Source organism: Actinomadura scrupuli, from assembly GCF_050971785.1.
Lineage (GTDB): Bacteria > Actinomycetota > Actinomycetes > Streptosporangiales > Streptosporangiaceae > Actinomadura_E > Actinomadura_E scrupuli.
Window position 1 is genome coordinate 209,584 of record NZ_JBPCCU010000012.1, and the last position, 25,075, is coordinate 234,658.

Annotated in this window: 20 protein-coding genes; 7 read left to right on the forward strand and 13 right to left on the reverse strand. The window is 71.1% G+C overall.

The window, feature by feature from the left end; all coding sequences use genetic code 11:
• Positions 1-29: 29 nt before the first annotated feature.
• From ACRYCC_RS38745 to ACRYCC_RS38755, 3 genes are all read right to left on the reverse strand, one after another.
• A complete protein-coding gene (locus ACRYCC_RS38745; RefSeq protein WP_433819061.1) occupies positions 30-4,613 on the reverse strand; it encodes a HAMP domain-containing protein in 4,584 nt (1,527 codons plus the stop codon).
• 179 nt (positions 4,614-4,792) lie between these two features.
• Positions 4,793-5,173 carry a VOC family protein gene (locus ACRYCC_RS38750; protein WP_433819062.1) on the reverse strand — a complete coding sequence of 127 codons (381 nt, stop codon included), beginning with the start codon at positions 5,171-5,173 and terminating at the stop codon, positions 4,793-4,795.
• A 159-nt stretch (positions 5,174-5,332) separates the two neighbouring features.
• Complete coding sequence (locus ACRYCC_RS38755) at positions 5,333-6,517, reverse strand: hypothetical protein (protein WP_433819063.1); 1,185 nt, start codon at positions 6,515-6,517, stop codon at positions 5,333-5,335.
• Positions 6,518-6,741: 224 nt separating this feature from the next.
• Here ACRYCC_RS38755 and ACRYCC_RS38760 point away from each other — a divergent pair, with 224 nt between their 5' ends.
• Positions 6,742-7,254 carry a class I SAM-dependent methyltransferase gene (locus tag ACRYCC_RS38760; RefSeq protein WP_433819064.1) on the forward strand — a complete coding sequence of 171 codons (513 nt, stop codon included), beginning with the start codon at positions 6,742-6,744 and terminating at the stop codon, positions 7,252-7,254.
• Positions 7,255-7,297: 43 nt separating this feature from the next.
• On the opposite strand, the gene ACRYCC_RS38765 is transcribed toward ACRYCC_RS38760, so the two are convergent.
• Complete coding sequence (locus ACRYCC_RS38765; protein ID WP_433819065.1) at positions 7,298-9,208, reverse strand: APC family permease; 1,911 nt, start codon at positions 9,206-9,208, stop codon at positions 7,298-7,300.
• 214 nt (positions 9,209-9,422) lie between these two features.
• Positions 9,423-10,178 carry an RAD23 family protein gene (locus ACRYCC_RS38770; protein WP_433819066.1) on the reverse strand — a complete coding sequence of 252 codons (756 nt, stop codon included), beginning with the start codon at positions 10,176-10,178 and terminating at the stop codon, positions 9,423-9,425.
• A gap of 514 nt (positions 10,179-10,692) precedes the next feature.
• On the opposite strand from ACRYCC_RS38770, the gene ACRYCC_RS38775 reads away from it, so the two are divergent.
• Positions 10,693-11,553 (forward strand): SAM-dependent methyltransferase, encoded by an 861-nt coding sequence (locus ACRYCC_RS38775; protein ID WP_433819067.1) that lies wholly within the window; start codon positions 10,693-10,695, stop codon positions 11,551-11,553.
• Between the two features lie 166 nt (positions 11,554-11,719).
• Here ACRYCC_RS38775 and ACRYCC_RS38780 read toward each other — a convergent pair whose 3' ends face one another.
• The gene (locus ACRYCC_RS38780; RefSeq protein WP_433819068.1) at positions 11,720-13,000 is read right to left on the reverse strand and encodes a lipase family protein; all 1,281 of its coding nucleotides are present in this window, start codon (positions 12,998-13,000) and stop codon (positions 11,720-11,722) included.
• Between the two features lie 412 nt (positions 13,001-13,412).
• Between ACRYCC_RS38780 and ACRYCC_RS38785 the strand changes: the two genes are divergently transcribed.
• The 3 genes from ACRYCC_RS38785 to ACRYCC_RS38795 all read left to right on the forward strand — a co-directional run bounded on the left by ACRYCC_RS38785 (position 13,413) and on the right by ACRYCC_RS38795 (position 16,734).
• Positions 13,413-14,399 carry an anti-sigma factor RsbA family regulatory protein gene (locus tag ACRYCC_RS38785; RefSeq protein ID WP_433819069.1) on the forward strand — a complete coding sequence of 329 codons (987 nt, stop codon included), beginning with the start codon at positions 13,413-13,415 and terminating at the stop codon, positions 14,397-14,399.
• A 125-nt stretch (positions 14,400-14,524) separates the two neighbouring features.
• The gene (locus tag ACRYCC_RS38790; protein WP_433819070.1) at positions 14,525-16,180 is read left to right on the forward strand and encodes an amidohydrolase; all 1,656 of its coding nucleotides are present in this window, start codon (positions 14,525-14,527) and stop codon (positions 16,178-16,180) included.
• 164 nt (positions 16,181-16,344) lie between these two features.
• Positions 16,345-16,734, forward strand: a complete 390-nt coding sequence (locus tag ACRYCC_RS38795) for a VOC family protein (protein ID WP_433819071.1) — start codon at positions 16,345-16,347, stop codon at positions 16,732-16,734.
• Positions 16,735-17,051: 317 nt separating this feature from the next.
• Here ACRYCC_RS38795 and ACRYCC_RS38800 read toward each other — a convergent pair whose 3' ends face one another.
• The gene (locus ACRYCC_RS38800) at positions 17,052-17,474 is read right to left on the reverse strand and encodes a CBS domain-containing protein (RefSeq protein WP_433819072.1); all 423 of its coding nucleotides are present in this window, start codon (positions 17,472-17,474) and stop codon (positions 17,052-17,054) included.
• 213 nt (positions 17,475-17,687) lie between these two features.
• On the opposite strand from ACRYCC_RS38800, the gene ACRYCC_RS38805 reads away from it, so the two are divergent.
• A complete protein-coding gene (locus ACRYCC_RS38805) occupies positions 17,688-18,467 on the forward strand; it encodes a DUF72 domain-containing protein (protein ID WP_433819073.1) in 780 nt (259 codons plus the stop codon).
• Between the two features lie 31 nt (positions 18,468-18,498).
• Here the strand turns inward: ACRYCC_RS38805 and ACRYCC_RS38810 are convergent, their stop codons facing one another.
• The 6 genes from ACRYCC_RS38810 to ACRYCC_RS38835 form a co-directional block, all read right to left on the reverse strand.
• Positions 18,499-19,737, reverse strand: coding sequence for a cytochrome P450 (locus tag ACRYCC_RS38810; protein ID WP_433819074.1), 1,239 nt, complete (start codon positions 19,735-19,737; stop codon positions 18,499-18,501).
• A 77-nt stretch (positions 19,738-19,814) separates the two neighbouring features.
• Positions 19,815-21,086: a cytochrome P450 gene (locus ACRYCC_RS38815; protein WP_433819075.1), complete on the reverse strand. Its 1,272-nt coding sequence runs from the start codon at positions 21,084-21,086 to the stop codon at positions 19,815-19,817.
• The gene (locus ACRYCC_RS38820) at positions 21,083-21,682 is read right to left on the reverse strand and encodes a GTP-binding protein (RefSeq protein ID WP_433819076.1); all 600 of its coding nucleotides are present in this window, start codon (positions 21,680-21,682) and stop codon (positions 21,083-21,085) included. Before ACRYCC_RS38820 ends, ACRYCC_RS38815 begins: the two co-directional genes overlap by 4 nt.
• Positions 21,669-22,028: a DUF742 domain-containing protein gene (locus ACRYCC_RS38825; protein WP_433819077.1), complete on the reverse strand. Its 360-nt coding sequence runs from the start codon at positions 22,026-22,028 to the stop codon at positions 21,669-21,671. The genes ACRYCC_RS38820 and ACRYCC_RS38825 overlap by 14 nt, the downstream gene beginning before the upstream one ends.
• Complete coding sequence (locus ACRYCC_RS38830) at positions 22,025-22,444, reverse strand: roadblock/LC7 domain-containing protein (protein ID WP_433819078.1); 420 nt, start codon at positions 22,442-22,444, stop codon at positions 22,025-22,027. The genes ACRYCC_RS38825 and ACRYCC_RS38830 overlap by 4 nt, the downstream gene beginning before the upstream one ends.
• A gap of 102 nt (positions 22,445-22,546) precedes the next feature.
• Positions 22,547-23,944 carry a sensor histidine kinase gene (locus tag ACRYCC_RS38835; RefSeq protein ID WP_433819079.1) on the reverse strand — a complete coding sequence of 466 codons (1,398 nt, stop codon included), beginning with the start codon at positions 23,942-23,944 and terminating at the stop codon, positions 22,547-22,549.
• 286 nt (positions 23,945-24,230) lie between these two features.
• On the opposite strand from ACRYCC_RS38835, the gene ACRYCC_RS38840 reads away from it, so the two are divergent.
• Positions 24,231-25,067 (forward strand): patatin-like phospholipase family protein, encoded by an 837-nt coding sequence (locus ACRYCC_RS38840; protein WP_433819080.1) that lies wholly within the window; start codon positions 24,231-24,233, stop codon positions 25,065-25,067.
• The last annotated feature ends 8 nt before the right edge of the window (positions 25,068-25,075 follow it).

Here is a 25,075-nt window from a genome sequence, read left to right on the forward strand (position 1 = left end):
GCCGGTGCCCGCGATCGATCAACAGCCGATCACGAGTCCAGCAGGCGCTTGATGCAGGCGAAGAGCGTATGGGCGTCGACGGGCTTGGTGACGTAGTCGCTGGCGCCGGAGGCCAGGCTCTTCTCCCGGTCGCCGTGCATGGCCTTGGCCGTGACGGCGATGATCGGCAGGTCGGCGTACTCGGGCATCGCCCGGATCGCGGCGGTCGCGGCGTAGCCGTCCATCTCCGGCATCATCACGTCCATCAGGATCAGGTCGATGCCGGGATTGCCGAGCAGTGTCTCGATGCCGCGGCGGCCGTTCTCCGCGTGCAGCACCTGCATGCCCTGCAGTTCGAGGACGCCGGTGAGGGCGAAGACGTTGCGGGCGTCGTCGTCGACCACCAGCACCTTGCGGCCCGCCAGACTGCCGTCGGCCGCGACGAGCGCCGGCTGATCCCCGCTCTGCGGCAGGACCAGCGGTACGACGTCGCCGGGCGCCTGCGCGGTGAGGTGCAGCACGATGCGCTCTCGGAGCTCGTCCAGGCTGGGCAGCAGCTCCAGGGGCCGGCTGTCGGCGCGGTCCCGCAGCACCCGCTCGTGGACCGGGTTCAGGCGGCGGCTGTTGTGCGCGAGTACCGGCACGCCGCGCAGTGCCGGGTCACCGTCCATCGCCTCCAGGAAGCGCAGCGCGGCGCCGTCGGGCGCGTCGAGCTCAAGCACCACACAGTGGAAGGTGCCGGCCGCGAGCGCGGCCGCCGCCTCCTGTGCGCCGACGGCGGTGATCACTTCGACCGGGCCGCGCGGGTCGCCGAGGTCCCGGCCGTCGGTGAGGTCGGCGACGGCGCTCTCGGCCACCAGCGACAGCAGGCCCCGGGGCCGTTCCTCGATCACCAGCACGCGGCGCCGCGGTGCCGGCACCGCCGCGCCGGGCAGAGCCGGCCGCTGCTCGCGCCCGGCCTCCACCACGCGCACCTGCCTGGCGGATTCCGGCTCACCGGCCGGTGGCTCCTCGAAGTCCGGCCGCGAGACCGGCAGGTAGAGGGTGAAGGCGCTGCCCTTGCCCGGAGTGCTGTCGGCGGTGATGGCACCGCCGAGCAGGTAGGCGATTTCCCGGCTGATGGACAGCCCGAGCCCGGTGCCGCCGTACTTGCGGCTGGTGGTCCCGTCGGCCTGCTGGAAGGCACCGAAGATCGATTCGAGTTGCTGCTCGGGGATGCCGATGCCGGTGTCGGCGACCCGAAAGGCGAGCACCGGGCCGCCGCGGTGCACCGAGTCCGGCAGGTCGTCCGCCTCGGCCTGCTCGATGCGCAGCTCGACGCTGCCGACCTCGGTGAACTTGACCGCGTTGGACAGCAGGTTGCCCAGGACCTGGCGCAGCCGCGAGTCGTCGGTGAGCAGGTCGCCGGCCACCCCGGGAGCGGTGGTGACGCGGAACTCCAGGTTCTTCTGGGTGGTCAGCGGCCGGAACGTGGCCTCGACGTAGTCCAGCAGCCGGCGCAGCGGGACCCGCTCGGGGACCAGGTCCATCTTGCCGGCCTCGACCTTGGACAGATCGAGGATGTCGTTGATCAGTTGGAGCAGGTCGGACCCGGCCGAGTGGATGATCCCGGCGTACTCCACCTGCTTCGGGGTGAGGTTGCGGGTGGGGTTCTGGGCCAGCAACTGCGCCAGGATCAGCAGGCTGTTGAGCGGGGTGCGCAGCTCATGGCTCATGTTGGCCAGGAACTCCGACTTGTACTTGGAGGCCAGCGCGAGCTGCTGGGCCCGGGTCTCCAGCTCCTGCCGGGCCTGCTCGATCTCCAGGTTCTTGGTCTCGATGTCGCGGTTCTGGGTGGCGAGCAGTGCGGCCTTCTCCTCCAGCTCGGCGTTGGAGAGCTGGAGTTCCTCCTGGCGTACCTGGAGTTCCTCCGACCGCGACTGCAGCTCGCCGGCGAGCCGCTGGGACTCCTCGAGCAGCTCGTCGGTGCGGGCGTTGGCCACGATGGTGTTGACGTTGACGCCGATGGTCTCCATCAGCTGCTCCAGGAACGCCCGCTGGACCGCGGTGAACGGGCGTACGGACGCCAGCTCGATGACGCCGAGCACCTGGTCCTCGACCACGATCGGCAGCACCACGAGGCTGCCGGCCGTGGTGCTGCCGAGCCCCGAGGAGATCACGTAGTCGGCGGGGACCTCGTCGACGGCGATCGTGCGCCGGCTGCGGGCCGCCTGGCCGACCAGCGACTGACCGAGCCGGAACCGCCGGGGCCGGCCGTCCGCGCCCGCACCGTCGGAGAGCCCGTAGGAGCCGATGAGCCGCAGCTCGGGGCCGGTGGCGGTGTCCTCGGCGAGGTAGAACGCGCCGTACTGCGCGGAGACGAGCGGCGTCAGCTCGTCCATGATCAGTTCAGCGACCACGGGGAGGTCACGGCGGCCCTGCATGAGCCCCGAGATGCCCGCCAGGTTGGACTTGAGCCAGTCCTGGTCCTGGTTGGCGCGGGTGGTCTCACGCAGCGACTCCACCATGGAGTTGATGTTGTCCTTCAGCTCGGAGACCTCACCGGAGGCCTCCACGGTGATGGAGCGGGTCAGGTCGCCCTCGGCCACGGCGCTGGTGACCTCGGCGATGGCCCGGACCTGCCGGGTGAGGTTGCCGGCCAGTCCGTTGACGTTCTCGGTGAGGCGCTTCCAGGTGCCCGACACGCCTTCCACCTCGGCCTGGCCGCCGAGCCTGCCCTCGCTGCCGACCTCGCGGGCCACCCGGGTGACCTCCGCCGCGAAGGAGGACAGCTGGTCGACCATGGTGTTGATGGTGGTCTTCAGCTCCAGAATCTCCCCGCGCGCGTCCACGTCGATCTTGCGGGTGAGGTCGCCCTGGGCGACGGCGGTGGTCACCTGGGCGATGTTGCGGACCTGGTTGGTGAGGTTGTTGGCCATCGAGTTGACGTTGTCGGTGAGGTCCTTCCAGGTCCCGGCGACGTTCGGCACCCGGGCCTGGCCGCCGAGCATGCCCTCGGTGCCGACCTCGCGGGCCACCCGGGTCACCTCGTCGGCGAAGGCCGACAGCGTGTCCACCATGGTGTTGATCACGCCGGCGAGCGCCGCGACCTCGCCCTTGGCCTCCACGGTGATCTTCTGCGACAGGTCGCCCTTCGCCACCGCGGTGGCGACCTGCGCGATGGACCGCACCTGACCGGTCAGGTTGGAGGCCATCACGTTGACGTTGTCGGTGAGGTCCTTCCAGGTGCCCGAGACACCCCGTACGGTCGCCTGCCCGCCGAGGTTGCCCTCCGTACCGACCTCGCGGGCCACCCGGGTCACCTCGTCGGCGAACGCGCCGAGCTGGTCGACCATCGTGTTGATGGTCTCCTTGAGCTCGAGGATCTCGCCCCGGGCGTCCACCCGGATCTTCTGCGACAGGTCGCCCCTGGCCACGGCGGTGGTCACCTGGGCGATGGAGCGCACCTGGCCGGTCAGGTTGTCGGCCATGACGTTGACCGACTCGGTCAGGTCCTTCCAGGTGCCCGAGACGCCCTTGACGTCCGCCTGCCCGCCGAGCCGGCCCTCGGTGCCGACCTCGCGGGCCATCCGGGTCACCTCGTCGGCGAACGACGACAGCTGGTCCACCATCGTGTTGATGGTGTTCTTCAGCTCCAGGATCTCGCCCCGGGCGTCCACCGTGATCTTCTGCGACAGGTCGCCCTTCGCCACCGCGGTGGCGACCTGGGCGATGGAGCGCACCTGGCCGGTGAGGTTGCCGGCCATGAAGTTGACCGAGTCGGTCAGGTCACGCCACGTCCCGCCCACCCCCGGCACCTGCGCCTGCCCGCCCAGCCGGCCCTCGGTGCCGACCTCGCGCGCCATCCGGGTCACCTCGTCGGCGAACGACGACAGCTGGTCCACCATCGTGTTGATGGTGTTCTTCAGCTCCAGGATCTCGCCCCGGGCGTCCACCGTGATCTTCTGCGACAGGTCGCCCTTCGCCACCGCCGTGGTGACCTGGGCGATGTTACGGACCTGGTCGGTGAGGTTGCCGGCCATGAAGTTGACCGAGTCGGTCAGGTCACGCCACGTCCCGCCCACCCCCGGCACCTGCGCCTGCCCGCCCAGCCGGCCTTCGCTGCCGACCTCGCGGGCCACCCGGGTCACCTCGTCGGCGAACGACGACAACTGGTCCACCATCGTGTTGACGGTGTCCTTCAGCTCCAGGATCTCCCCGCGCGCATCCACGTCGATCTTCTGCGACAGGTCGCCCTTGGCCACCGCGGTCGCCACGTGGGCGATGTCGCGCACCTGAGTGGTCAGGTTGCCGGCCATCGCGTTCACCGAGTCGGTCAGGTCCGCCCACGTGCCCGACACTCCCGGGACATCGGCCTGGCCGCCCAGCCGGCCCTCGGTGCCGACCTCGCGGGCCACCCGGGTCACCTCGGAGGTGAACAGCGACAGCTGGTCCACCATCCCGTTGAACACCGAGGCGATCTCGCCCAGCAGACCGTCGCCGTCCTCGGGGAGCTGGGTGCCGAAGTCACCGTCGCGGACCGCCGTCAGGCCCGCCAGCAACTGCCGTAGCTCCGCTTCGCCGATCTTGCCGACGCTCCGCGTGGACCTGCTGCGCACGGTGGTGCGCGTGCCTTCACCTGACGGGTCACCCATGTCCGCCCTCATTCCGTCGTTCCGCCATCGGCCCCTCCGGGGTCCCGCCGACCACGCCTGGAGCACGCAGGCTCACCTTGGGCGACCTTCACCTGCCGTACACACGCCTGCCGACGTTATCTCAGCCGGCTCAGGCGGAGAACGGGTTGCGACGGTGACGAGTGCATGGCGCACACCCGCTACAGAGGGTCGACACGGCTGCGGAGCAGACAGAACTCGTTCCCCTCGGGATCGGCGAGAACGTGCCAGGTCTCCGCCCCGGTCTGCCCGACATCGGCGTGCGTCGCCCCGGCGGCCAGGAGACGGTCGAGCTCGGCGGCCTGGTCACGGTCGGTGGCGCTGAGGTCGATGTGCAGCCGGAGCTTGCCGGTCTTGGGATCGTCGGTACGCTCCAGGATCATCGTCGGCTGCGGACCTCCGAAGCCCTCCTTCTCCGGGCCGATCTCGACGCAGCCGGCCTCGCGGGACAGCACGACGAAGCCCAGGACCTCGCACCAGAACGCGGCGAGGCGCTCCGGATCACGGCAGTCGAGCACCAGTTCACTTATACGGCTTGCCATGGAGCCCCCCTTACCCGGCCATCGCGGTCCCATGCTCCCCCCGGCGGGAGGCCCTGCATATCCGGCTCACCTCGGTTCATTCCTGTTAGTCGCCGTTCATTCCTGTCCATCACCGTCCATCACCGTCCATCACCGCCCATCACCGTTCGTCCGGGACGGTCATCGCAGCGTGGAGGAGCTCACCGACGGGTTTCGCGCGCCTCGGAAGAAGATGCCCCGGTAACCGGGCGTCTCGAAACCGGCGCTGGGATTGCGGCGCAGCGTCGAGCCCTCGATGCTCATCGTCCCGGTCAGGTCGTTGCTGACGAAGAAGACCGCTCCGCCGCCCTCGTTGGCGTGGTTGTCCTCGATGATCGAGCCCGCGATCCGTACGGTGAACCGGTTACCGTCGGTGTAGACGGCGCCGCCGCTGCCGCCGCCGGGGGTACCGCCGCGCGCCGGGTTGGCGCCCCTTCCGACCGCCCTGTTGTAGCTCATGACGCTGTTCAGCACCTCCCAGGACACCCCGATGCTGCTCAGTGCCCCGCCGTTGGCGCATACGCCGCCCAGGCCCGGGGCGCCGCCGAAGGTGCTGCCGACGATGTAGACGGGCAGTTTGCGGTACTGGTCCAGCACCCGGATGGCCGCACCTCCCAGATCGGGGCCGGTGGCGTCGCAGCGGTTGCGGACGAACCGGGAGTTGACCACGTTGAGCCGGCCGCCGCGCACGAAGATGGCGCCGCCGCCTCCCCCGTCGGTGCGCTGGCCGGTGGCGTCACCGTCGGCGAACGTCAGGTTCTGCACCGTCAGCCGGGGGTGGTCCTGGTCGTTGCAGTGCGAGGTGGTCCAGCCCTGCGCCCGATCGCAGGTGTTCATGTAGAGGATCCGCCGCCTGCCGCCGCCGCTCAGGGTGACCTTGCCGCCGCCGTCCAGCACGATCCGCGCCGCACTCGCGTTACGGATCTTCGCGGTGGCCGTCAGGGTGATGGTCACCGGGTCCGGACCGCAGGAGAAGGTGATGACGCCGCCCGCGGCGACCGCCGCGACCACGGCCCGCGAGGTACAGCTCCGGGGCGTGCCGTTGCCGATGACGCGCGTCGGATGGGAGGTGTCGGCCGCCCGCGCCGCGGCGGGCACGACGGCCCGGCCCTTCGGATTGCCCGCCGCCGGCGGCCGCTTGGGCACCCGCTTCGGCACCGGGGTGGGGGTCGGGCCGGCCGGCGGTGCGGGGGATGCGGTGGCGCCCGCGCTGGACGGCACCGCCACCGGCGGGCCCGCGGCCCGTCCCCCCGGCCCGCAGGCCGACAGGGCCAGGCAGGACGCCAGGGTGACGGCACCCGCCGTGACACCACGCACGATTCGCACCGCCCGATGTTAGCCCGGACCCCATGGGCCCCATCATCACCTTGGCGAAGCCCGTCCCGGCAAATCCCATAGGTCCGAACCCGCCCGCCAGGCACACCGTGAATGCGGGAGGCGGGGTACGGAGACGCGGGGTGTGGAGGCGCGGGGTGGAGGGGGGCGGTGTTGAATGTCCGGCAGGGTCGGTGTCTTTCGGGAGTCAGTTCTGGCGGGTCGACAATGGGCGTGTGCGCTGGCTGTGCGTGGAGCTCCCGGAGACCGCGGAGGTGCGGCGCCGGCTGCTGCCCGACGGCGAACGCCGGCGCACTCTGGCGTGTTCGGCGCTGGATCGCGCGTGGCACGACGAGGTCGACGCCTCGCGCGGCGTGCTGATCACCGCTCAGGGCCTGCTGATGTACCTGCGGCCCCCCGAGGTACGCGAGCTCATCGCCGGATGCGCCGAGCGCTTCCGCGGCGGGGCACTGGTCTTCGACGCGGTGCCGCGCTGGTTCAGTGCCCGCACGGTCCAGGGAAGGATGCAGACCGGCCAGGGCTACCGCACACCGCCGATGCCCTGGGGCCTGGACGCCGGGGAACTCCAGCGGGTACGCACCGCCCATCCGCGCATCACCGAGGTCCGTGAGCTGCCACCGCCACGTGGCCGCGGCTTCTACCACGGCGTGCTCGCACCCGTACAGCACCGGCTGCCGGGCGCGCGGAACCTGCGGCCGACCATGACCGCGATCGCGCGCTTCGGCTGAGACCGCTCCCCGGCGATCGGGCCGGGCCGGACGCGGACAGGCGTCAGCCGACGTGGACGAGGGGGCGGTGCTCGACCTCCGGCTCGGCCTGGCGCAGGATCTCCCGGGTCAGCGGCGGGATGTCTCCGCCGCCGAGGATCAGGTAGCGCAGCAGCGCGCCGATGGGGTTGCCCTCGGCCCAGTGGAAGTAGACGTGCGGCAGCTTCTTGGTGTCGTCGCGCACCTCGAGAAGGATGGCCGCGATCGCGTTCGCGATGCTGGGGCTTTCCACCCGGAGAATACGGAAACCGTGCAGCTCCTCGCCGACCACCTGGAGCGCGGCCTCGAACTCCGACGCGTCGGGGACCGTCACCTCCAGGAACAGCAGTCCCTCGTCGGGCCGGAGCCTGTGCAGCTCCCAGGCTTCGCGGGCCTTGTCCTGGTACTCCCGGGCATCGCGGGCGTCCGGCTCGTTGGCGATGAACCGGATCTCGGTCACGTCCTCGATGAAGCGGCGGGCCTCCTCGTCGAAGGCGACGTCGGTGGCGCGCAGCTCGGTGGAGCGGGTGGCGCGGGAGATCAGCGAGGTGAGGACGATCGCCAGGACGAAGAAGGCCGCGATCAGCAGGCCGTCCGGACGCTCGATGATGTTCGCGACCGTCGCGTAGGCGAAGATCAGCGTAACGATCCCGAACGGAACGGCGATCCGGTGCCTGCCGTTCTTCCACGCCGACAGCGTCACCGCGACCGCCGCCGACAGGATCAGCGCCAGCACGCCCGTCGCGTAGGCGCCGCCCTGTGCCTCCACCTCGGCCCTGAAGAAGAGGGTGATCGCGAGCGAGATGGCCGTGAAGATCAGCACCATCGGCCGCGCCGCCCGCGCCCAGTCGGGAGCCATCCCGTAGCGCGGCAGGTAGCGCGGCACGATGTTGAGCAGGCCGGCCATCGCCGACGCGCCGGCGAACCACAGGATCGCGACCGTGCTGAGGTCGTAGGCGGTACCGAACCAGTCGCCGAGGTACTCGTGGGCGAGGTAGGCCAGCGCGCGGCCGTTGGCCTGGCCGCCCTCCTTGAACTCCTTCTCCGGGATCAGCACCGTGGTGGCGAAGCTCGTGGTGATCAGGAAGACGCTCATGATGAGCGCCGCGGTGGTCAGGAGCCGCCGGGCCCCCTTGATGCGCCGTTGAAGATCGCCCTTGACCAGGGGCATCACCGCCACGCCGGTCTCGAATCCGGACAGGCCCAGGGCGAGCTTGGGCATGACGAACAGCGACACCGCGACCATGGCGAGCGGGCTGGAGTAGTCGGTCGAGAGGGCGTTCTTCCAGTTGGTCACCAGGTGGGGCTCTGCGAACACGTGCTGCAGGGCGGTCAGGACGACGACCACGTTCAGCGACAGGTACACCGCGACCAGGACCACGGCGATCGAGATGGCCTCGCTGAACCCGACCAGGAACACCGCCCCCAGGGCCGCGATCAGGACCAGCGTCACCGGGATCTGCCAGCCGGCCAGCGACGTGGGCACGAACGGGTTGTGCAGCAGGTGCGCGCTCGCGTCGGCCGCGGACAACGTGATCGTCACGATGAACGCGGTGGCGACGAAGCCGAGCAGGAACAGCACCAGAAGCTTCCCGCGCCACCCGGCCAGGAGGCTCTCCAGCATCGACAGGGAACCCAGCCCGTGCGGGCTCTCCTTGGCGACCGCCCGGTAGACCGGCAACGCCCCGAAGAGGGTGAGGGCGACCAGCAGCAGCGTCGCGACGGGACTGAGCGCCCCGGCGGCCAGTGCGGCGATCCCCGGCTGGTAACCGAGGGTGGAGAAGTAGTCGACGCCGGTCAGGCACATCACCTGCCACCAGGCGTGCTGCTTGTGCGGCGCCTCCTGGTGAGCGCCGCCGCGGCCCGGGCGGTGCAGACCGTTGAGCAGCCACCGCCGCAGCCCGGTCTCCGGGGAGGTCGACGTTGACGTTGTCAAGCTCCATCACCCTCTGCGCTCAGCGTGGCCAACACGACAGGAACCCTACTCAAGCCCGGACCGTGCAGTCGCAGGACAGGCAGCATGTATCCCGCTTTTTCGTGCTAAAACGCCGGCACGTCGCCGGAGAACAGGACGGCGCGTCGCCGAAGCGCCCCGCAAGGCATCGGCCGTACGGAGGATCACGGCGCCCCGGGGGGTCGGGCACGTCCGCTCAGGCGTGCCTGGTCTCCCAGTACTTCCAGCCTTCCCTCGAAGTGGGGAAGTCGACGACTCCGGAGACGACTTTCAAACGGCCGCAGTCGGAGAATACCTTCCATTGCTGGAAGTCGACTCGGTAACCGAAGACGCGGTAGCGCAGATGGCCGTACATTCCCTTGGTCGTATGCACCAGGTATTCGTGTCCGACCTGCACCGTGTGGGACTCCGAGATCTCCGGATTCACCATCTTCCGCGCCTTGATGACAAGGTCCTTGACCGAGAACTCGCGCTCCCTCTCGAGTTCGAGCTCCACGTCGAGGTTGAAGACGTGCGACCGGACGACCACCGCCTTCATCTCGCCGCCCCCGGGCGGAGCGGGGCCATCGATGAAATGGGTGTGCGGCATGAACAGGTCCCGGTGCTGGTGGAACCCGATTTTGAAGAAGGACATGCGCCGGCAGACGCGATTCACGTCGCGGATCTTGTGCTCGATCTTCTCCGGATCCGGCGTCTCCTCTACCTGCGCGGACTCCTCGGGTGTGGCCTCCTCCTCGGGTGTCTCGTCCGGCGTCGCGGTCTCGTCCGGTGTCGCGGTGGATTCCGGTGTCGCGGTGGAGCTCGGTGTCGCGGTGGATCTCGGTGTGGCCGTGCGGCTCGGCCTCGGCGCGGCGCCCGGCCGGACGGCGGTGCCCGGTGTCATGTCGCCGGGAGAGGCCGTGGCGGACAGGAACGGAGCGGCACCGACGGCCGCCGCCAGACTCGCTGCCATGACCCATGCTCCTGACCACTTCACCCGTTGCCGGATCCGCTTTCGGGACCACATGAGCGCGACATAGTCTCCAGGGTTGGGGATGAGCATGGCGATATCGTCCCTTTCGGAACATGGTCCTGAGGCCAGGATCAACCACTGGCCGCTATGCCATCGACGCCTTTTCCAGAGCGACGATCAAGAGCTTCGGGTGGGCAGACGTTAGCACGCCCGCAGGCGCGGTAAGAGGAGGCCAGCCGACCGCCCGGATGATGGACCACCGGCGATTGCCACGGCGGGAAACGGCCCGTATATCGCGGACCCGGCGACCGTCCCGTGCCGCCACGCGCGGCGAGCCAACCTCCGTCCGCCCGCCTTACCGGGCCTTTGGCACCCGGCCTCGACACCCGGCACGGGAACGGCATGCGACCGGGCACCGGTACGGACCCGAGCCTGGGAACCGGTGGTGCCCAGCCGTCGGACCACACCGTCGGCGCTACAGTTCCGAAAAGCACAAAACGTACTGGAGGATGCAATGTCCGGTGAATCCCGACGGCCGTGGAGCCTTCCGGTCTTCGGAGCCGAGGAAGCCGGTCAGGTCCCCACCCAGTTGGACACCGACAGGCCGCACTCGGCCCGCATGTACGACTACTACCTGGGCGGCAAGGACCACTTCCAGGCCGACCGGGAGACCGCCGAGAAGGCGATGCGGAGCTGGACGGCGGTTCGCACCGCGGTCCGGGAGAACCGCGCCTTCCTGGGGCGCGGGGTACGCCACCTGGTCCAGGAGGCCGGTGTCCGGCAGTTCCTCGACATCGGCACGGGCCTGCCCAGCGCCGGCAACGTGCACGAGGTCGCCCAGGCCATCGACCCCACCTGCCGGGTCGTCTACGTCGACAACGATCCCATCGTGCTCGCCCACGCGCACGCCCTGCTCACCAGCGCGCCCGAGGGCAGGACGGCCTACATCGACGCGGACCTGCGTGACGCCGAGAGCATCCTGAACGACCCCGCCGTGCGCGGCACCCTCGACTTCGACCAGCCCATCGCGCTCGGGCTGGTCGCCATCCTGCACTTCCTGACCGATGAGGACCATCCGCGCGAGATCGTGCGCACCTTGCTGGACGCGCTGCCCTCCGGCAGCTACTTCATGGCCTCACATGTCTCCGCCGAGCACGACCCGGTCGGCGTGCGCGGGCTGGAGCAGACCTACCGCGACGGCGGCGTCCCCGCTCAGGCCCGCGACGCCGCCGCCTTCACCGAACTCGCCTTCGCCGGGCTCGAACTCGTCGAACCCGGCGTGACCCTGGTGTCGGAGTGGCGGCCCGACGGCGATGCCCCGCGCCCGCCGGCCGAGGAGGTCAACTGGTACGGCGGCATCGCCCGCAAACCCTGACGCCCCCGGCCCGCGGGCCGGGGGCGCCCGTCGGTGACGGGCCCCATCCCGTCACGAAAGCCGGATCCAGCGGTCTGGAGGAGGACCGCCGGAGCCGGCCGGGCTCCCGGGTGCCGCGCCTGAGGGGTTCGCGGCACCCGGGAACGTCTCGCCGGCCTCTCCGGGGTCAGCAGTTACCGGACGTCGGGGTCCCGGCGAACCGGGCGCCGAGCCACTTGGTGACGTCGTCCTTGGCGCTGCCGTCGGCGATCAGGTGCTCGCCGGCGTAGTCGTTCTTCCACTGTGTGGTGATCCCGGCCTGGCAGTAGGCGGTGTGGGTGGCCTCCTCCGTGGCGATCGGGATCACCTCCTCCAGCGCGCCGCGGTACTGGAAGACCGGGAAGCCGATCGTGTACTTGGCGCCCGAGCCCGCCGGGCCGATGTTCACGCCGAGCTTCTGGTCGTCGACGACCTGGCCCCAGGTCCGTCCGTCCGAGCCCTTCAAGGCGTACAGCTGGTCGAGGGTGAGGCGGTCGGTGGTGAAGTTGGTGATGTTGGCGAAGGCGAACTGGCTGACGGTCCCGAGCAGGCACAGGCCCTTGGCCTTGCTCACCGCGTCCCTGCCGGTGGCGTTGAGCAGCGAGTCGAACGGCATGTTCGGGTAGGCGGCACCGAGGCCGATCACCGCGTCCGCCAGGAAGCCGGCGAACGCCCCGCCGTTCAGGCCGGCGGCGGTGACCCTCAGGTCGCCGGGCACCCCGCCCGACGCGACGCCCGCCACCTTGAGCTGAGGGGCGTACGAGGCGGCCAGTTGCGCCGCCCACAGGGAGGCCGCGCCGCCCTCGGAGTAACCGGCGATCCCGACCTTGGTCTGCGCGCTGAGCCCCCCGAAGGGAACCTGGAAGGAGGTCCTGACGATGTCGAGCAGGGCGTGCGCGGCGTTGGCGCCCACCACGTACGTGTGGGTCTGGCCGTTCATGTAGCCGACCCCGTCGGTCGCGGCGACGGCGTACCCGGCCGTCAGGAACGAGGCGATCTGCTCGCCCTCGTACTCGTCCTGGTAGGCGCCGGCAAGCTGCTTGGAGAACGCGCACTGTGTGCCGAGGCCGAGTGTGCCGGGGTTGAACGCGACCACCGGACGGGTTCCGCCTCCGGTCCACGAGGCGTTCGGGATCGCGACCGTACCGGTGACCGCGATCTTCTTGCCGCTGACGTCCGTGGAGACGTACTTCACCTGCCAGGCCCGCATGGCGATGTTGCCCGGCACCTGCGACAACGTGACCGACCGGCAGGCCAGCAGATCGCCCGGGCTGCCGTTGACCGTCGCGGGCGGAGTGTAGATGTCGTTCGCCGACGACATGCAGAGCAGGGGCGCGGCACCGGCGTGCGGGGTGGCGACCAGGACCGATGCCGCGGCGGCGGCGCTCGCGACGGTGGCGGTCACGAGACGGTGCAGTCTGAGTTTCATGTGCTCTCCGGGGTGGGGCGGGGCGCCGCCGGAGTACGCGGCCCACGAGCACTGGAGCCTGAGGCGTTCCGGCAGCTGGGACTACCGGGACCCGACTATCGCCCAACCTGGGACCGGAGATAACACAGCCTTCTGCGAATTTCAGCGGCCTGTTTGTGACCGGGCTTACAACGGGCCGACCCGGCCCCGCCCTCACCCCCTGCACCCGTCGTGATCACGCGATCCACCGCCGCTGGATTGCGTGATCACGGCGGGTGGAGAGGGCACGGGGCGCGAGACGGACGAGAACCGCGACCCGCGGGTAACCTGCAATGCGGATCACATCGGGATTTCGTCAGACTCATCGGCGATCCAGGTGAGGAGCCGATGATTGCGGGGATGGAATCGGTATGAACACGGGGATGGCTCAGGTATGACGGTCACTGACGCGTTCGTGCATCCCGCGGTGCTGTACCGCGGTGAACACGAGTATGTGACCGCTCTGATCCCGTTCATCCGCGCCGGCCTGGACGCCGGGGACCCGGTGGCCGTCGCCGTACCGGGACAGCGGCTGCGGCTGCTGCGCGACGCGCTCCGCGAGAGCGGCCCCGCCCCGGCCGGTCAGGTCGAGTGGATCGACATGACGGTGGCGGGCCGGAACCCCGGCCGCATCATCCCCGGGATCCTGCGCGCCTTCGCCGACCGCCACCCGGACGCCGAGCGCATACGCATCATCGGCGAGCCGATCTGGCCGGGCCGGAGCCGGGTGGAGTATCCCGCGTGCGTCCACCACGAAGCGTTGATCAACCTCGCGTTCGCCGGCCGCTCGGTGACCATCCTGTGCCCCTACGACGCGGCCGGTCTCGACCCGGGCACGCTCGCCGATGCCGCCGCCACCCACCCGGTCCTGATCGACCACGGTGAGGAGCGGGTCAGCTCGGCCTACGCCCCTGAGAAGATCATCGACGAGTGCAACCTGCCGCTCGACCGCATCGAGGCCGGCGACGTCGCCGTCCTGCACTTCGACGCCGGCGATCTGATCCATGTCCGCGGTTTCGCCGCCGAGCACGCCGCCCGGCTGGGCCTCCGGGCGGAGCGGGTCCTCGACCTCGAGGTCGCCGTCAACGAGCTGGCCGCCAACTCGGTGCTGCACGGCGGCGGCCGGGGCACCCTGCGGATCTGGGCCGAGGACGCACAGCTGCTGTGCCAGGTCGACGACGCCGGTCACCTCGGCGACCCGCTGGCCGGGCGGCTGCCGGTCGGGCTCGGCTGCGACGGCGGGCGCGGGCTGCTGCTCGTCCACCACATCGCCGACCTCGTCCGGGTGCACACCTCCCCCGGCAGCGCGACCTTCCGGCTGTACTTCGCCCTCGGGCCCGGCGACCCGGGCGGGCGGCCCGCCCCCGGCGACCACCGCTGACACCGGCCCCGGCGGACGTTGTCCCCGGTCGCCCCCGATACGCTCGCACCGACCGGCGATGATGGCCTGGCCTGGTCTTTTCCCCAGGCGGAGGAACGCATCCGAGCGACGGGAGCCCACCGCAGATGCCACACGCGCACACCGCCGACCTGGTCTTCGCCGGCGGCCCGGTGCACACCGTCGACGCCGCGCGCAGCCGGGCCACGGCCGTCGCCGTACGGGGGGACCGCGTCATCGCCGTCGGCCACGACGAGGTCCGCGAGCTCATCGGGCCCCGGACCGAGGTCGTCGACCTGGCGGGACGGCTGCTGGTGCCCGGATTCCAGGACGCGCATGTGCACCCGGTGGGCGGCGGCACCGAGCTGGGCCAGTGCGACCTCACCGGAGCGGTGTCGCTGGAGGAGTACCGGCAGCGCATCCGCGCGTACGCCGACGCCCACCCCGACGTGGAGTGGATCACGGGTGGCGGGTGGTCGATGGAGGCCTTTCCCGGGGGCACGCCGGCCGGCACGCTGCTCGACGAGATCGTCCCGGACCGCCCGGTCTACCTCGCCAACCGGGACCACCACGGCGCCTGGGTCAACGGCCGGGCACTGGAGATCGCGGGTGTGACCTCAGGTACCCCCGATCCCGCCGACGGCCGCATCGAACGTGACGCGCAGGGCCGTCCCACCGGGATGCTGCAGGAGGGCGCGATGGGCCTGGTCGCCGCGCTGGTGCCCCGGCCGACGGCCGGCGAGCAGGTCGCCGCCCTGCTGACCGCCCAGTCCCTGCTGCACTCCTACGGCGTCACCGCCTGGCAGGACGCGATGGTCGGCAGCCACGGCACGATGGCCGATCCGGGCCCGGCCTACGTCACGGCCGCACGTGAGGGCACCCTGACCGCCCGCGTCGTCGGGGCGCTGTGGTGGGACCGCGCGCGGGGAGCCGAGCAGATCCCCGAGCTCCTGGAGTTGCGGGACCGGTACACCGTCGGCCGGATGCGGGCCACCACCGTGAAGATCATGCAGGACGGCATCGCGGAGAACCACACGGCCGCCATGCTGGGGCCGTACCTGACCGGCTGCGGCTGCGCCTCCGACAACAGCGGCATCTCCTTCGTCGAGCCGGGCGCGCTGCGGGCGTACGTCACCGCACTCGACGCGCACGGCTTCCAGGTGCACTTCCACGCCCTCGGCGACCGCGCCGTCCGCGAGGCGCTCGACGCCGTCGAGGCGGCCCGGCACGCCAACGGCTGGACCGGCACCCGGCCGCACCTCGCGCATCTGCAGGTCGTGCACCCCGACGACGTCCCGCGCTTCCGGCGGCTCGGCGCCATCGCCAACATCCAGCCGCTGTGGGCCGCGCACGAGCCGCAGATGGACGAGCTGACGATCCCGTTCCTGGGCCGGGAGCGGGCCGCCCGGCAGTACCCGTTCGGCGACCTGTTGCGGGCGGGAGCGACGCTGGCGGCGGGCAGCGACTGGCCGGTCAGCAGCGCGGATCCCCTCCAGGGCATCCATGTCGCGGTGAACCGGCGGGCGCCGGACGCCAAGGACGACGTGCCGGTGTTCCTGCCCGCCCAGCGCATCGACCTCGGTGCCGCGCTGGCGGCGTACACGGCGGGCAGCGCCCACGCGAACCATCTCGACGACACCGGGACGATCGCGCCCGGGCGGCGGGCGGACCTGGTCGTCCTGGACCGGGACGTCTTCGACGGGCCGCCCGAGGCGATCGGCCGGGCCCGCGTGCTGCAGACCTTCGTGGGCGGACGGCGGGTGTACGCCGCCGGCGACGCCTGACGTCCCTCGCCGCCGAGGCCACGGCCGGCGGCCCACCGGACCGCGCGCATCAGGCCGCCCGCATCAGGCCGCGCTCATGCGGGCAATGCCCACCGGCCGGCGCATCGGGCCGCGCGCATCGGGCCGCGCGCATCGGGCCGCGCGCATCGGTCAGGATCGAGGGCATGGACGTATTGAGCAGCAGGATCCTGGTGCGCCCCACCGACCCCGAGCGCAGCCGGCGTTTCTACCGCGACGTGCTCGGGCTGGCGGTCCACCGCGAGTTCGGGCCGCCCGACGATCCGGGGCTGGTGTTCTACCTGGGCTCGGGATTTCTCGAGGTCTCCGGCCGCGCACCCGAGGCTCCCGGCCGGGCGGTGATGATCTGGATCCAGGTCCGGGACGTCCGCGCCGAGCACCGGCGGCTGTCCGCCGCCGGTGCCGGCGTCCTCCGCGAGCCCCGGGTGGAGCCCTGGGGACTGGTGGAGATGTGGATCGAGGACCCGGACGGCGTGCGGATCGTGCTGGTCGAGGTGCCCGCCGATCATCCGCTCCGCCGTGACCAGCGGTTCTAGGTCACCGCTGTGGCGGGCCCGGGAATCGGACTGGGCGGTGACGGATCCGGCGGAGGCGTCGGTATGGGCCCGGGGGCCGGGAGCGGCGGGACCGGAGAGGGCTCCGGCGTGGGCGGCACCGGCGACGGCTCCGGGACGGGCGGGATCGGCGGAACCGGTGACGGATCAGGCATGGGGTCGCGCATCAGCACTGCCTTTCACGGTGGCGGGTGCGTCGGGTGCACCCGCGTCCCTCACCTCCTCCCCTCAGGACGATCCCCGACACACCCCGCCGTGGACCGGCAGGATCGCGCCGGTCCACGAGGAGGATCGAGAGGTCACCCGCTGTCAGAGATCACCTCGACGAAGTGACCGACGGCCTGGTCGGGCAGGTTACGGGCGAGATCGGCCTCGCTGATCATGCCGACCAGCCGCCGGTCGTGGACGACGGGCAGCCTGCGGATCCGGTTCTCCTCCATGACGTGAAGGACGTCGTCTATGTCCGCGTCCGCATCCACCGTGACCGGCTTGCCCTGAGCCAGCCGATCCGCGGTCATGCTGCGCGGGTCGCAGTCCTCCGCGATGCACTTCACGACGATGTCACGGTCGGTGATGATGCCGCGGAGCCGGTCGTCGTCCCCGCAGATCGGCAGTGCGCCGACATTGAGGTCACGCATCATCCGGGCCGCCGCGTCGAGGGTCTCGTGTTCGCCGATGCACTGGACTTCGCCGCCGTGCATGATGTCTCGTGCCGTGGTCATCGTGGCCTCCCTTGACGGACCCGGATCGCCGGGATCCCGGGACACGGGTCCACGGTTTTTCGTCTCCGTCTTCCACGCTGCTCCGGGCCGCGACCGGCCGGAAAGGGCCGAAGGTCCCCGAAAGAGGGGCGCCTGGTCACCGGCCGGCATCCCTCCCAGAACTCGCTCCTGGCGTAAAGTGGTGGCCACCGGTAATCACTTTGATCACTCTTCTTGATCACTCTGCGTGGCTGGTTGCGTATGGCGATGCTCGTGGGCACGTCCGGGTGGCAGTACGACGACTGGCGTGGCCGGCTCTACCCGCCGGGGCTGCCCAAGCGGCTGTGGCTGGAGCGGTACGCCGAGTGCTTCGGCACCGTCGAGAACAACAACGCCTTCTACCGCCTGCCCAAACGGGAGACCTTCGAGAGCTGGCGGGACCGCACCCCGGACGGCTTCGTCATGGCGGTGAAGGCCAGCCGGTACCTCACCCACATCAGGCGGTTGAAGGATCCCGCGGAGCCTGTGGGACGGCTGATGGAGACGGCCCGCGGCCTGGGCCCGCGGCTCGGGCCGGTCCTGCTGCAGCTGCCGCCCAATCTGAAGGCGGATCCCGGCCGGCTCGCCGAATGCCTGCACGGCTTCCCGGCCGGAGTGCGGGTGGCCGTCGAGCCACGGCATCCGTCCTGGTGGACCGACGAGGTCCGCGACCTGCTCACGCGGCACGGAGCGGCGCTGTGCTGGGCGGACCGGCGCGGCCGGCCGGTCACGCCGCTGTGGCGGACCGCCGACTGGGCGTATCTGCGGTTCCACGAGGGCTCGGCGAAGCCCTGGCCGATGTACGGCGACAGAGCGCTGCAGACCTGGGCGGAACGGCTCGCCGGCACCTGGGGCCCCCGGGCCGACGCCTACGTCTACTTCAACAACGACCCCGGCGGCGCCGCCGTACGCAACGCGACCCGGTTCATCGAGATCGCCCACGCGGGCGCCGGCAGCCCCCGCCCGCCCGGCTGAGCCCGCCCGTCCGCCCGTCCGCCCGTCCGGTTCAGCCGGCTCCTCCGGTGACGTACGCGGGAGTGAAGGTGACCGGCAGGGCAGTCAGGCCGCGCAGCATGAAGGAGTCCCGCCATTCGAGCGAGTCGGCGGGTACGGCCAGCCGCACGTCGGGGAGCCGGTCGAGCAGCACCTCCACGGCGGCCTTGGCGATCACCTCGGCGAGCTCCGGCGCCGGATACGGGCACCGGTGCTCGCCGTGGCTGAACGACAACTGGGCCTGGTTGCCGGCCGATCCGGCGTAGGGGTCCGGGCGCACCTGCGGGTCGTTGTTCGCCGCCGCGAAACTGACGACGAGCAGGTCACCCGCGGCGATCTGCTGCCCGCCGAGCCGGGTGTCCTGGACGGCCCACCTCCCCGCGTTGTTCTGGCTGGGTGTGTCCTCCCACAGCACCTCGTTCAGTGCCTGCCCGACGCTGCGGCGGCCGCCCGCGAGGCTCACCGCGAACCGGTCGTCGGTCAGCATCAGCCGCAGGGTGTTCCCGATCCAGTCGGCGGTGGGCTGCTGCGCGGCGATGATCACCACCCCGAGGTCGATGATGAGCTCTTCGTCGCCGAGGTTCGCCGGGTGCGCCAGCATGCGCGAGACCAGGTCCGGGCCGGGATGCTCACGCTTGCTGTCGAGCAGCCGCTGGAACATGACGCCCAGCCGTATCCCGGCCTCCATCGCGCCCTGGCTGTCCATCGTGGCCTTCATGTCCCGCAGCAGATCCGGCGTCTCGGAGTCGGGCAGCCCGGAGACCTTGGCGAGGGCCAGCAGCGGTACCGCCTGGGCGTACTGGGACATCAGCTCGGCTTGGCCGCCCCCGGCGAACCCGTCGATCAGGCGGTCGGCGATCGTCTCGCACTGCGCCCTCAGCTCGAACTGGTCGATGCCGGCGAGGGCCTCCCCGATCGGCTGGACGTGCCGCTGACGTTCCTCGCCCTCGCTGAACAGCGGGACGTGTTGGACGTTCGGTAGCAGGCGCCAGTCGGACGGGATGCGGTCCCAGGCGTTCCAGCGGCGGGGGTCGCGGCTGAACAGCTTCACGTTGCCGAGGACCTGCCGGAGCTCGCGATATCCGAGCACGATCCACGCGGGCACGTCGCCTTCGAGCATGATCGGGGCGACCGGCCCATGACGGTGCCGCAGCTCGCGGTAGACCCGGGCCGGATCCTGCCGGAACCGCGGCCCGTACAACGGGGTGACCTCCGCCTGGGCGGGCGGGGCGGTCTGGTCGGAGTCTGGCATGGTGTGCTCTCCCGGGCGGACGTGGCGTGGAGGTGTTCGACGAAGGCGGGCCGGCGCTTTCCAGAAGGGCGAGCGCCCTAACCCGGCCGCCCGGTGACGTACGCGGGGGTGAACTTCACCGGCAGGGCGGTCAGCCCGCGCGCATGGACGTACTCCCTCCATTGCAGCGCCTCGGCGGGCACGGCCAGCCGCACGTCGGGGAGCCGGTCGAGCAGCACCTCCACGGCGGCCTTGGCGATCACCTCGGCGAGCTCCGGCGCCGGATACGGGCACTGGTACTCGCCGTGGCTGAAGGACAACTGGGCCTGGTTGCCGGCCGGCCCCGCGTGGGAGTCCGGGCGCACCTGCGGGTCGTTGTTCGCGGCGGCCAGGCCGAGAACGAGAAGATCGCCGGCTGCGATGTGCTGCCCGCCGAGCCGGGTGTCCTGGATGGCCCAGCGCCCTATGTGGTTCTGGGTCGGGGTGTCCTCCCACAGCACCTCGTTCAGCGCCTGCCCGACGCTGCGACGGCCGCCCGCGAGGCTCACCGCGAACCGGTCGTCGGTCAGCATCAGCCGCAGGGTGTTCCCGATCCAGTCGGTCGTGGGCTGCTGCGCGGCGTAGGTGACCACGATCAGATCCTGGAGGAGCTCCTCGTCGGTGAACGCCGCGGGATGCGCCAGCAGCCGCGAGGTCACGTCCGGACCGGGACGCTCGCGCTTGGCGTCCAGCAGCCGCTGCAGGATGACATTGGTCCGCTGGAGGGCCTCGAGCATCTCCGCGCCGACGGCCGTGGAATTGCGCAGCAGATCCAGTGCCTCGGAGTCGGCCAGCCCGAACATCTTCGCCACGGCCAGTACCGGCATCGGATGCGCGTACCGGGCCACCAGATCGACCTCGCCCGTGCCGGCGAAACGGTCGATCAGCTCGTCGGCGATCAGCTCGCACTGGCGGCTCAGCTCGAACTGGTCCACGGCGGCGAGGGCCTCACTGATCGCCCCGGCATGCCGCTGATGTTCGGCCCCCTCGGCGAACAGCACGGAGGGCTGGTAGGCGACCGCCGGCATCAGGGGCCAGTCGGGCGGAACGGCGTCCCAGGCGTTCCACCGGCGGGAATCGCGCCCGAAGAGCTGGGAGTTGCCGAGGACGTGGCGGAGCTCGCGGTACCCGAGCACCAGCCACGCCGGCACCCCGCCGTCGAGCTCTATCGGGGCGACCGGCCCGTGAACGCGCCGCAGCTCGCGGTACACCTGCGCCGGATCCTGCCGGAACCGCGGCCCGTACAACGCCGCGGCCCCCTCCTGGGCCGGGCGGCCCTCCGGCTGCGGGCCGCCGGAGGGAGGGGTCTGGTCGGGCTCGGTGCCGGTCATGATGTGCGCTCCCGGGCGGACAGGGCGTACAGGTGTTTGACGAGAGCGATCAGCACCGCCTTGCTGGAGTCACGGCGGCGGGCGTCACAGTCGATCAGCGGGACGTCCTCGGACAGCGACAGCGCGTTGCGCACCTGCTCAAGGGAGTGCTCGGAGCCGCCGAAGTCGTTGACGGCGACGATGAACGGCATCCCGTGGTGTTCCAGGCGGTCGATGGCGTACCAGGAGTCGGCCAGCCGCCGGGTGTCCACCAGCACGACCGCTCCCAGGGTCCCCGAGAACAGCCGATCCCAGACGAACCAGAACCGTTCCTGCCCCGGGGCGCCGAACAGGTAGAGCACCATGCGCGCGTTGAGGGTGATGCGGCCGAAGTCGAAGGCGACCGTGGTCGTGGTCTTGCCCTGCACCCCGGCGGCATCGTCGATCCCGACGCCCGCCCGCGTCATGGTCTCCTCGGTGCTCAGCGGACGGATCTCGCTGACCGAGCGGACCATGGTCGTCTTGCCGACACCGAACCCGCCGACGATAACGATCTTGAGACCGTGGTCGGCCGTGCTCTGCAGCGGGGTACGGGCGGCCGGCTCAGAGGTTTTCAAGTCCAACGAGCACCTGCTTCAGGATTTCGGGGTCGGGTAGCGACCTTCTTGCGGAGGCCGGGGACGGATGACGGGCGGTGACGCGCCCCGTGTCGAGCAGGTCGCAGAGCAGGATCTTGACGACGCTCACCGGCAGCCGCAGCTCGGAGGAGATCTCCACGACCGCCGTCGGCCGGCGGCACATGCGCAGGATCTTGACGTGCTCGGACTGCATGCCCGGCACCGGGTCGCACTCGCTCACGATCAGCGCGACCATGTCCATGGCGCCGGCGTCGGTACGGCTGCGCCCGCCGGTGACGGTGTAGAGCCGGTCCGGGTCCTCGTTGTCGACCGACCGGGAGCTCACGCCGGCCTGCCGCTCTGCTCGGGCTCCCGCGGCGGAGCGGTCAGATATTCACCGATCTGCTCCACCAGCGCGTGCATGTTGTGGCCGATGAGGCCGACCTCGGCGTCGTCCGCGGCCACGACGGCGAGATGGGCGCCCTCCCCCGCCTCCACGATGAACAGGATCCCCCCGTGGAACTCCGTCATGGACTGCCTCACCCCGCCGCTGCCGTCGCCGAACTCGATGGAGGCGCCGTAGGACAGGCTCTGGATCCCCGAGGCGATGGCGGCCAGCTGGTCGGCCTGGTCCACCGACAGCCCGTTGGTATGGCACAGCTTGAGGCCGTCCTTCGACAGCACCAGGGCGTGGCGGGTTTCCGGCGTCCTCTCCAGGAGGTTCTCCAGCAACCAGGCGAGGTCGCGGTCTGTGGTCTTCATCGGGATCATGGGGCGGTTCCGGGCATCGACGCCGGACAGGTCGCCCCTCCCTCCAATCTCTTCTCGTGTCCGCCCGGTCCGGGGCGAGAACCGGGGTGGCGGTCAGTTCCGGTCGTCCTCCGGCGAGGGAGAAGCAGCACTGTCCTGGCCGGCCTGGCGGAAAGCGCTGAACCTCGACCCGGCATCGGACGGGGAAGGCGTGGGTTTCGCCGCCGGAGAGGGCGTGGACGGCGAGGACGCGAGCGTCTTCCCGCGGGGCCGCTTGGGCAGTCCGCCCTGGTCGTCCTCGGCCACCGGCGCGGCGGCGGCGGACGGCGTCGCGGGCTCGGCCGTCGCGGCGGGCTCTGCGGCCGGGCGATCCGCGGCGGGGACCTCCACCGGCCGGGGGGCGTCCGGTGCGAGCACGGGCCCGGCCTGCGTGATCAACTGCTGCGGGATCATGACCACGACGCCGGTGCCGCCGCGCGAGGACGGCCGGAAGGAGACGGTCAGGCCGTGCTTGCGGGCCAGGCAGCCCACCACCGCCAGGCCCAGCCGGGTGCCGGACAGCGTGGTCAGGTCCAGCGGCTCGGCGGAGACCGCCTTCTCGGCACGGCTGAGCGCGGCGGAGCTCATGCCCAGGCCACCGTCCTCGACGGTGATCACCACGCCGGCGTGCATCTCCTCCACGTACACGTGCACCTCCTCCGAGGGAGGCGAGAAGCTGGTGGCGTTGTCCATCACCTCGGCGAGGGCGTGCATGATGCCCTCGGCCGCGTACCCGGCGACCGCGACACCGCTGGTCGAGTGCACCCGCACCCGCTGGTAGGCGCTGATGCGGCCCACCGCTCCGCGCACGATGCTCTCCATGACGATCGGCTTGGTCCAGCGCCGGCCGGAGCGCGCGCCGGTCAGCACGGCGATGCTGTCGGCCAGCCGGCCGGCCTGCGCGGTGCTGTGGTCGAGCTTCAGCAGGTCGCCTAGGACCTCCTCGTCATGCCGGTGCTCCATCTCCCGCAGGTCGGCGAGCATGCTGGTGGCCAGTGCCTGGACCCGGCCGGCGGCGTTCGCACAGGCCGACATGGCGGCCGCGCGCATCCGGTCCCCCTTGCCGACCTCCTGCGCCAGCGTCCGCAGGATGCGCCGATGAGCGCGGTCGGCGGGCTGAGGTACCTCGGCGAGCGCGGTGTCCACCGACGCCCCGTCACGCAGCCGCTTCACCACCATGGGCAGCATGTCGTCGGCCAGTCGTGCGGCCTCCGCGTCCATCGCCTCCATGCGGTCCCGGAAATGGCGGGCCGCCTGCACCGCGTACGCCGCGGCCGTCACGGCGAGGCACACCAGGACCGCCGCCACGCCGAGCGACAGGCCCACCGTGGTCCGTCCCGCGGCCGGCGCCTCCGCCACCACCCACCAGCACACGGCACCGGTGACGACCGCGCTGCCCGGCAGGACGAGGAGGGCCCGGAGGAAGGGTGGACGCCCTGCGTGGCGGCGGACGAACGTGTGAGCTGCTGACATCGATCAGTTCCTCGTGGGCGATGGGTGGCAGAGGGATGCGGAACCATCGTGCGGAGCCGGGGCTCCTCGCACTGTGTAGGGGGCCGATGACTGGAGTCAGACCATAGTGCTCCAGCGCAACTTTTGGCAGAACTTCAGCGCTTTGACTTCGTTTCATGGGTAATGAGTAGGTATCGCACAGCAGTTCGGGCAGTAGAGGGGCATTCTGACCGCCTTGCCCCACGGCTCGCCAGGTTTAGCGGCGGCGCCACCGGAGAGGCTCGCTGCTGGATCAAGGGGTGACGCAGTGGAGCAACCGGCGCGAGTGGCCTTCGTGCTCGGCGGTGGCGGGATGCTGGGCGCGCACGAGGTCGGCATGCTGCGGGCCCTCGACGAGGCGGGGATCCGCCCGGACGTCGTCGTGGGGACCTCGATCGGGGCGCTCAACGGCGCGCTCGTGGCGGCCGACCCGGCGAACGCGGTGTCACGGCTGACCAGGCTGTGGTCCGACCACGCGGCCCGCACGGCGCTGGGCGCGCCGGTCTGGGAGCGGCTGTGGACCCTGGCCCGCTCGGGCACCCATCTGCACTCGGCCGCGCCGCTCCGCAGGATGCTGGAGGAGCTCCTGCCGGTCTCCTCGTTCGAGGAGCTCGCCGTGCCGTTCCAGTGCGTGGCCGCGAGCATCGAGCGCGCGATGGCGCACTGGTTCACCACCGGGCCGATCATCCCGGCGGTGCTGGCCTCGGCGGCGGCGCCCGGACTGCTCCCGCCGGTCCGCATCGACGGCGAGCACTACTTCGACGGCGGGCTGGTGCACAGCATTCCGGTCGGCCGGGCCGTCCAGCTCGGCGCCACCACCGTCTACGTCCTGCACGTCGGCCGGATCGAGCGGGCCCTGGCACCGCCCCGGCGCCCCTGGGAGGTCGGGCTGGTGGCCTTCGAGATCGCCCGTCGCCATCGTTTCTTCGAGGAGATGTCCTCGCTGCCCGACGACGTGACCGTGCACGTGCTCCCGGCAGGCGGCGAGAGCAGGAAGGCGGGCGTGGACCTCGCCCAGGTGCGCTACCGGAACATGTCCGCGATCGAGTCTCACATCGAGCGGGCCTACCGTTCCTCCGCGATCTACCTGGAGAAAGTGGCCTGAGCCGCGCC

What these genes read in the sequence shown, in the direction of transcription:
- ACRYCC_RS38745 (WP_433819061.1), bottom strand. Translation starts at nt 4,613, where the DNA reads ATGGGTGACCCGTCAGGTGAAGGCACGCGCACCACCGTGCGCAGCAGG.
- ACRYCC_RS38750 (WP_433819062.1), bottom strand. Translation starts at nt 5,173, where the DNA reads ATGGCAAGCCGTATAAGTGAACTGGTGCTCGACTGCCGTGATCCGGAG.
- ACRYCC_RS38770 (WP_433819066.1), bottom strand. Translation starts at nt 10,178, where the DNA reads ATGGCAGCGAGTCTGGCGGCGGCCGTCGGTGCCGCTCCGTTCCTGTCC.
- ACRYCC_RS38775 (WP_433819067.1), top strand. Translation starts at nt 10,693, where the DNA reads ATGTCCGGTGAATCCCGACGGCCGTGGAGCCTTCCGGTCTTCGGAGCC.
- ACRYCC_RS38780 (WP_433819068.1), bottom strand. Translation starts at nt 13,000, where the DNA reads ATGAAACTCAGACTGCACCGTCTCGTGACCGCCACCGTCGCGAGCGCC.
- ACRYCC_RS38785 (WP_433819069.1), top strand. Translation starts at nt 13,413, where the DNA reads ATGACGGTCACTGACGCGTTCGTGCATCCCGCGGTGCTGTACCGCGGT.
- ACRYCC_RS38790 (WP_433819070.1), top strand. Translation starts at nt 14,525, where the DNA reads ATGCCACACGCGCACACCGCCGACCTGGTCTTCGCCGGCGGCCCGGTG.
- ACRYCC_RS38795 (WP_433819071.1), top strand. Translation starts at nt 16,345, where the DNA reads ATGGACGTATTGAGCAGCAGGATCCTGGTGCGCCCCACCGACCCCGAG.
- ACRYCC_RS38800 (WP_433819072.1), bottom strand. Translation starts at nt 17,474, where the DNA reads ATGACCACGGCACGAGACATCATGCACGGCGGCGAAGTCCAGTGCATC.
- ACRYCC_RS38810 (WP_433819074.1), bottom strand. Translation starts at nt 19,737, where the DNA reads ATGCCAGACTCCGACCAGACCGCCCCGCCCGCCCAGGCGGAGGTCACC.
- ACRYCC_RS38815 (WP_433819075.1), bottom strand. Translation starts at nt 21,086, where the DNA reads ATGACCGGCACCGAGCCCGACCAGACCCCTCCCTCCGGCGGCCCGCAG.
- ACRYCC_RS38830 (WP_433819078.1), bottom strand. Translation starts at nt 22,444, where the DNA reads ATGAAGACCACAGACCGCGACCTCGCCTGGTTGCTGGAGAACCTCCTG.
- ACRYCC_RS38835 (WP_433819079.1), bottom strand. Translation starts at nt 23,944, where the DNA reads ATGTCAGCAGCTCACACGTTCGTCCGCCGCCACGCAGGGCGTCCACCC.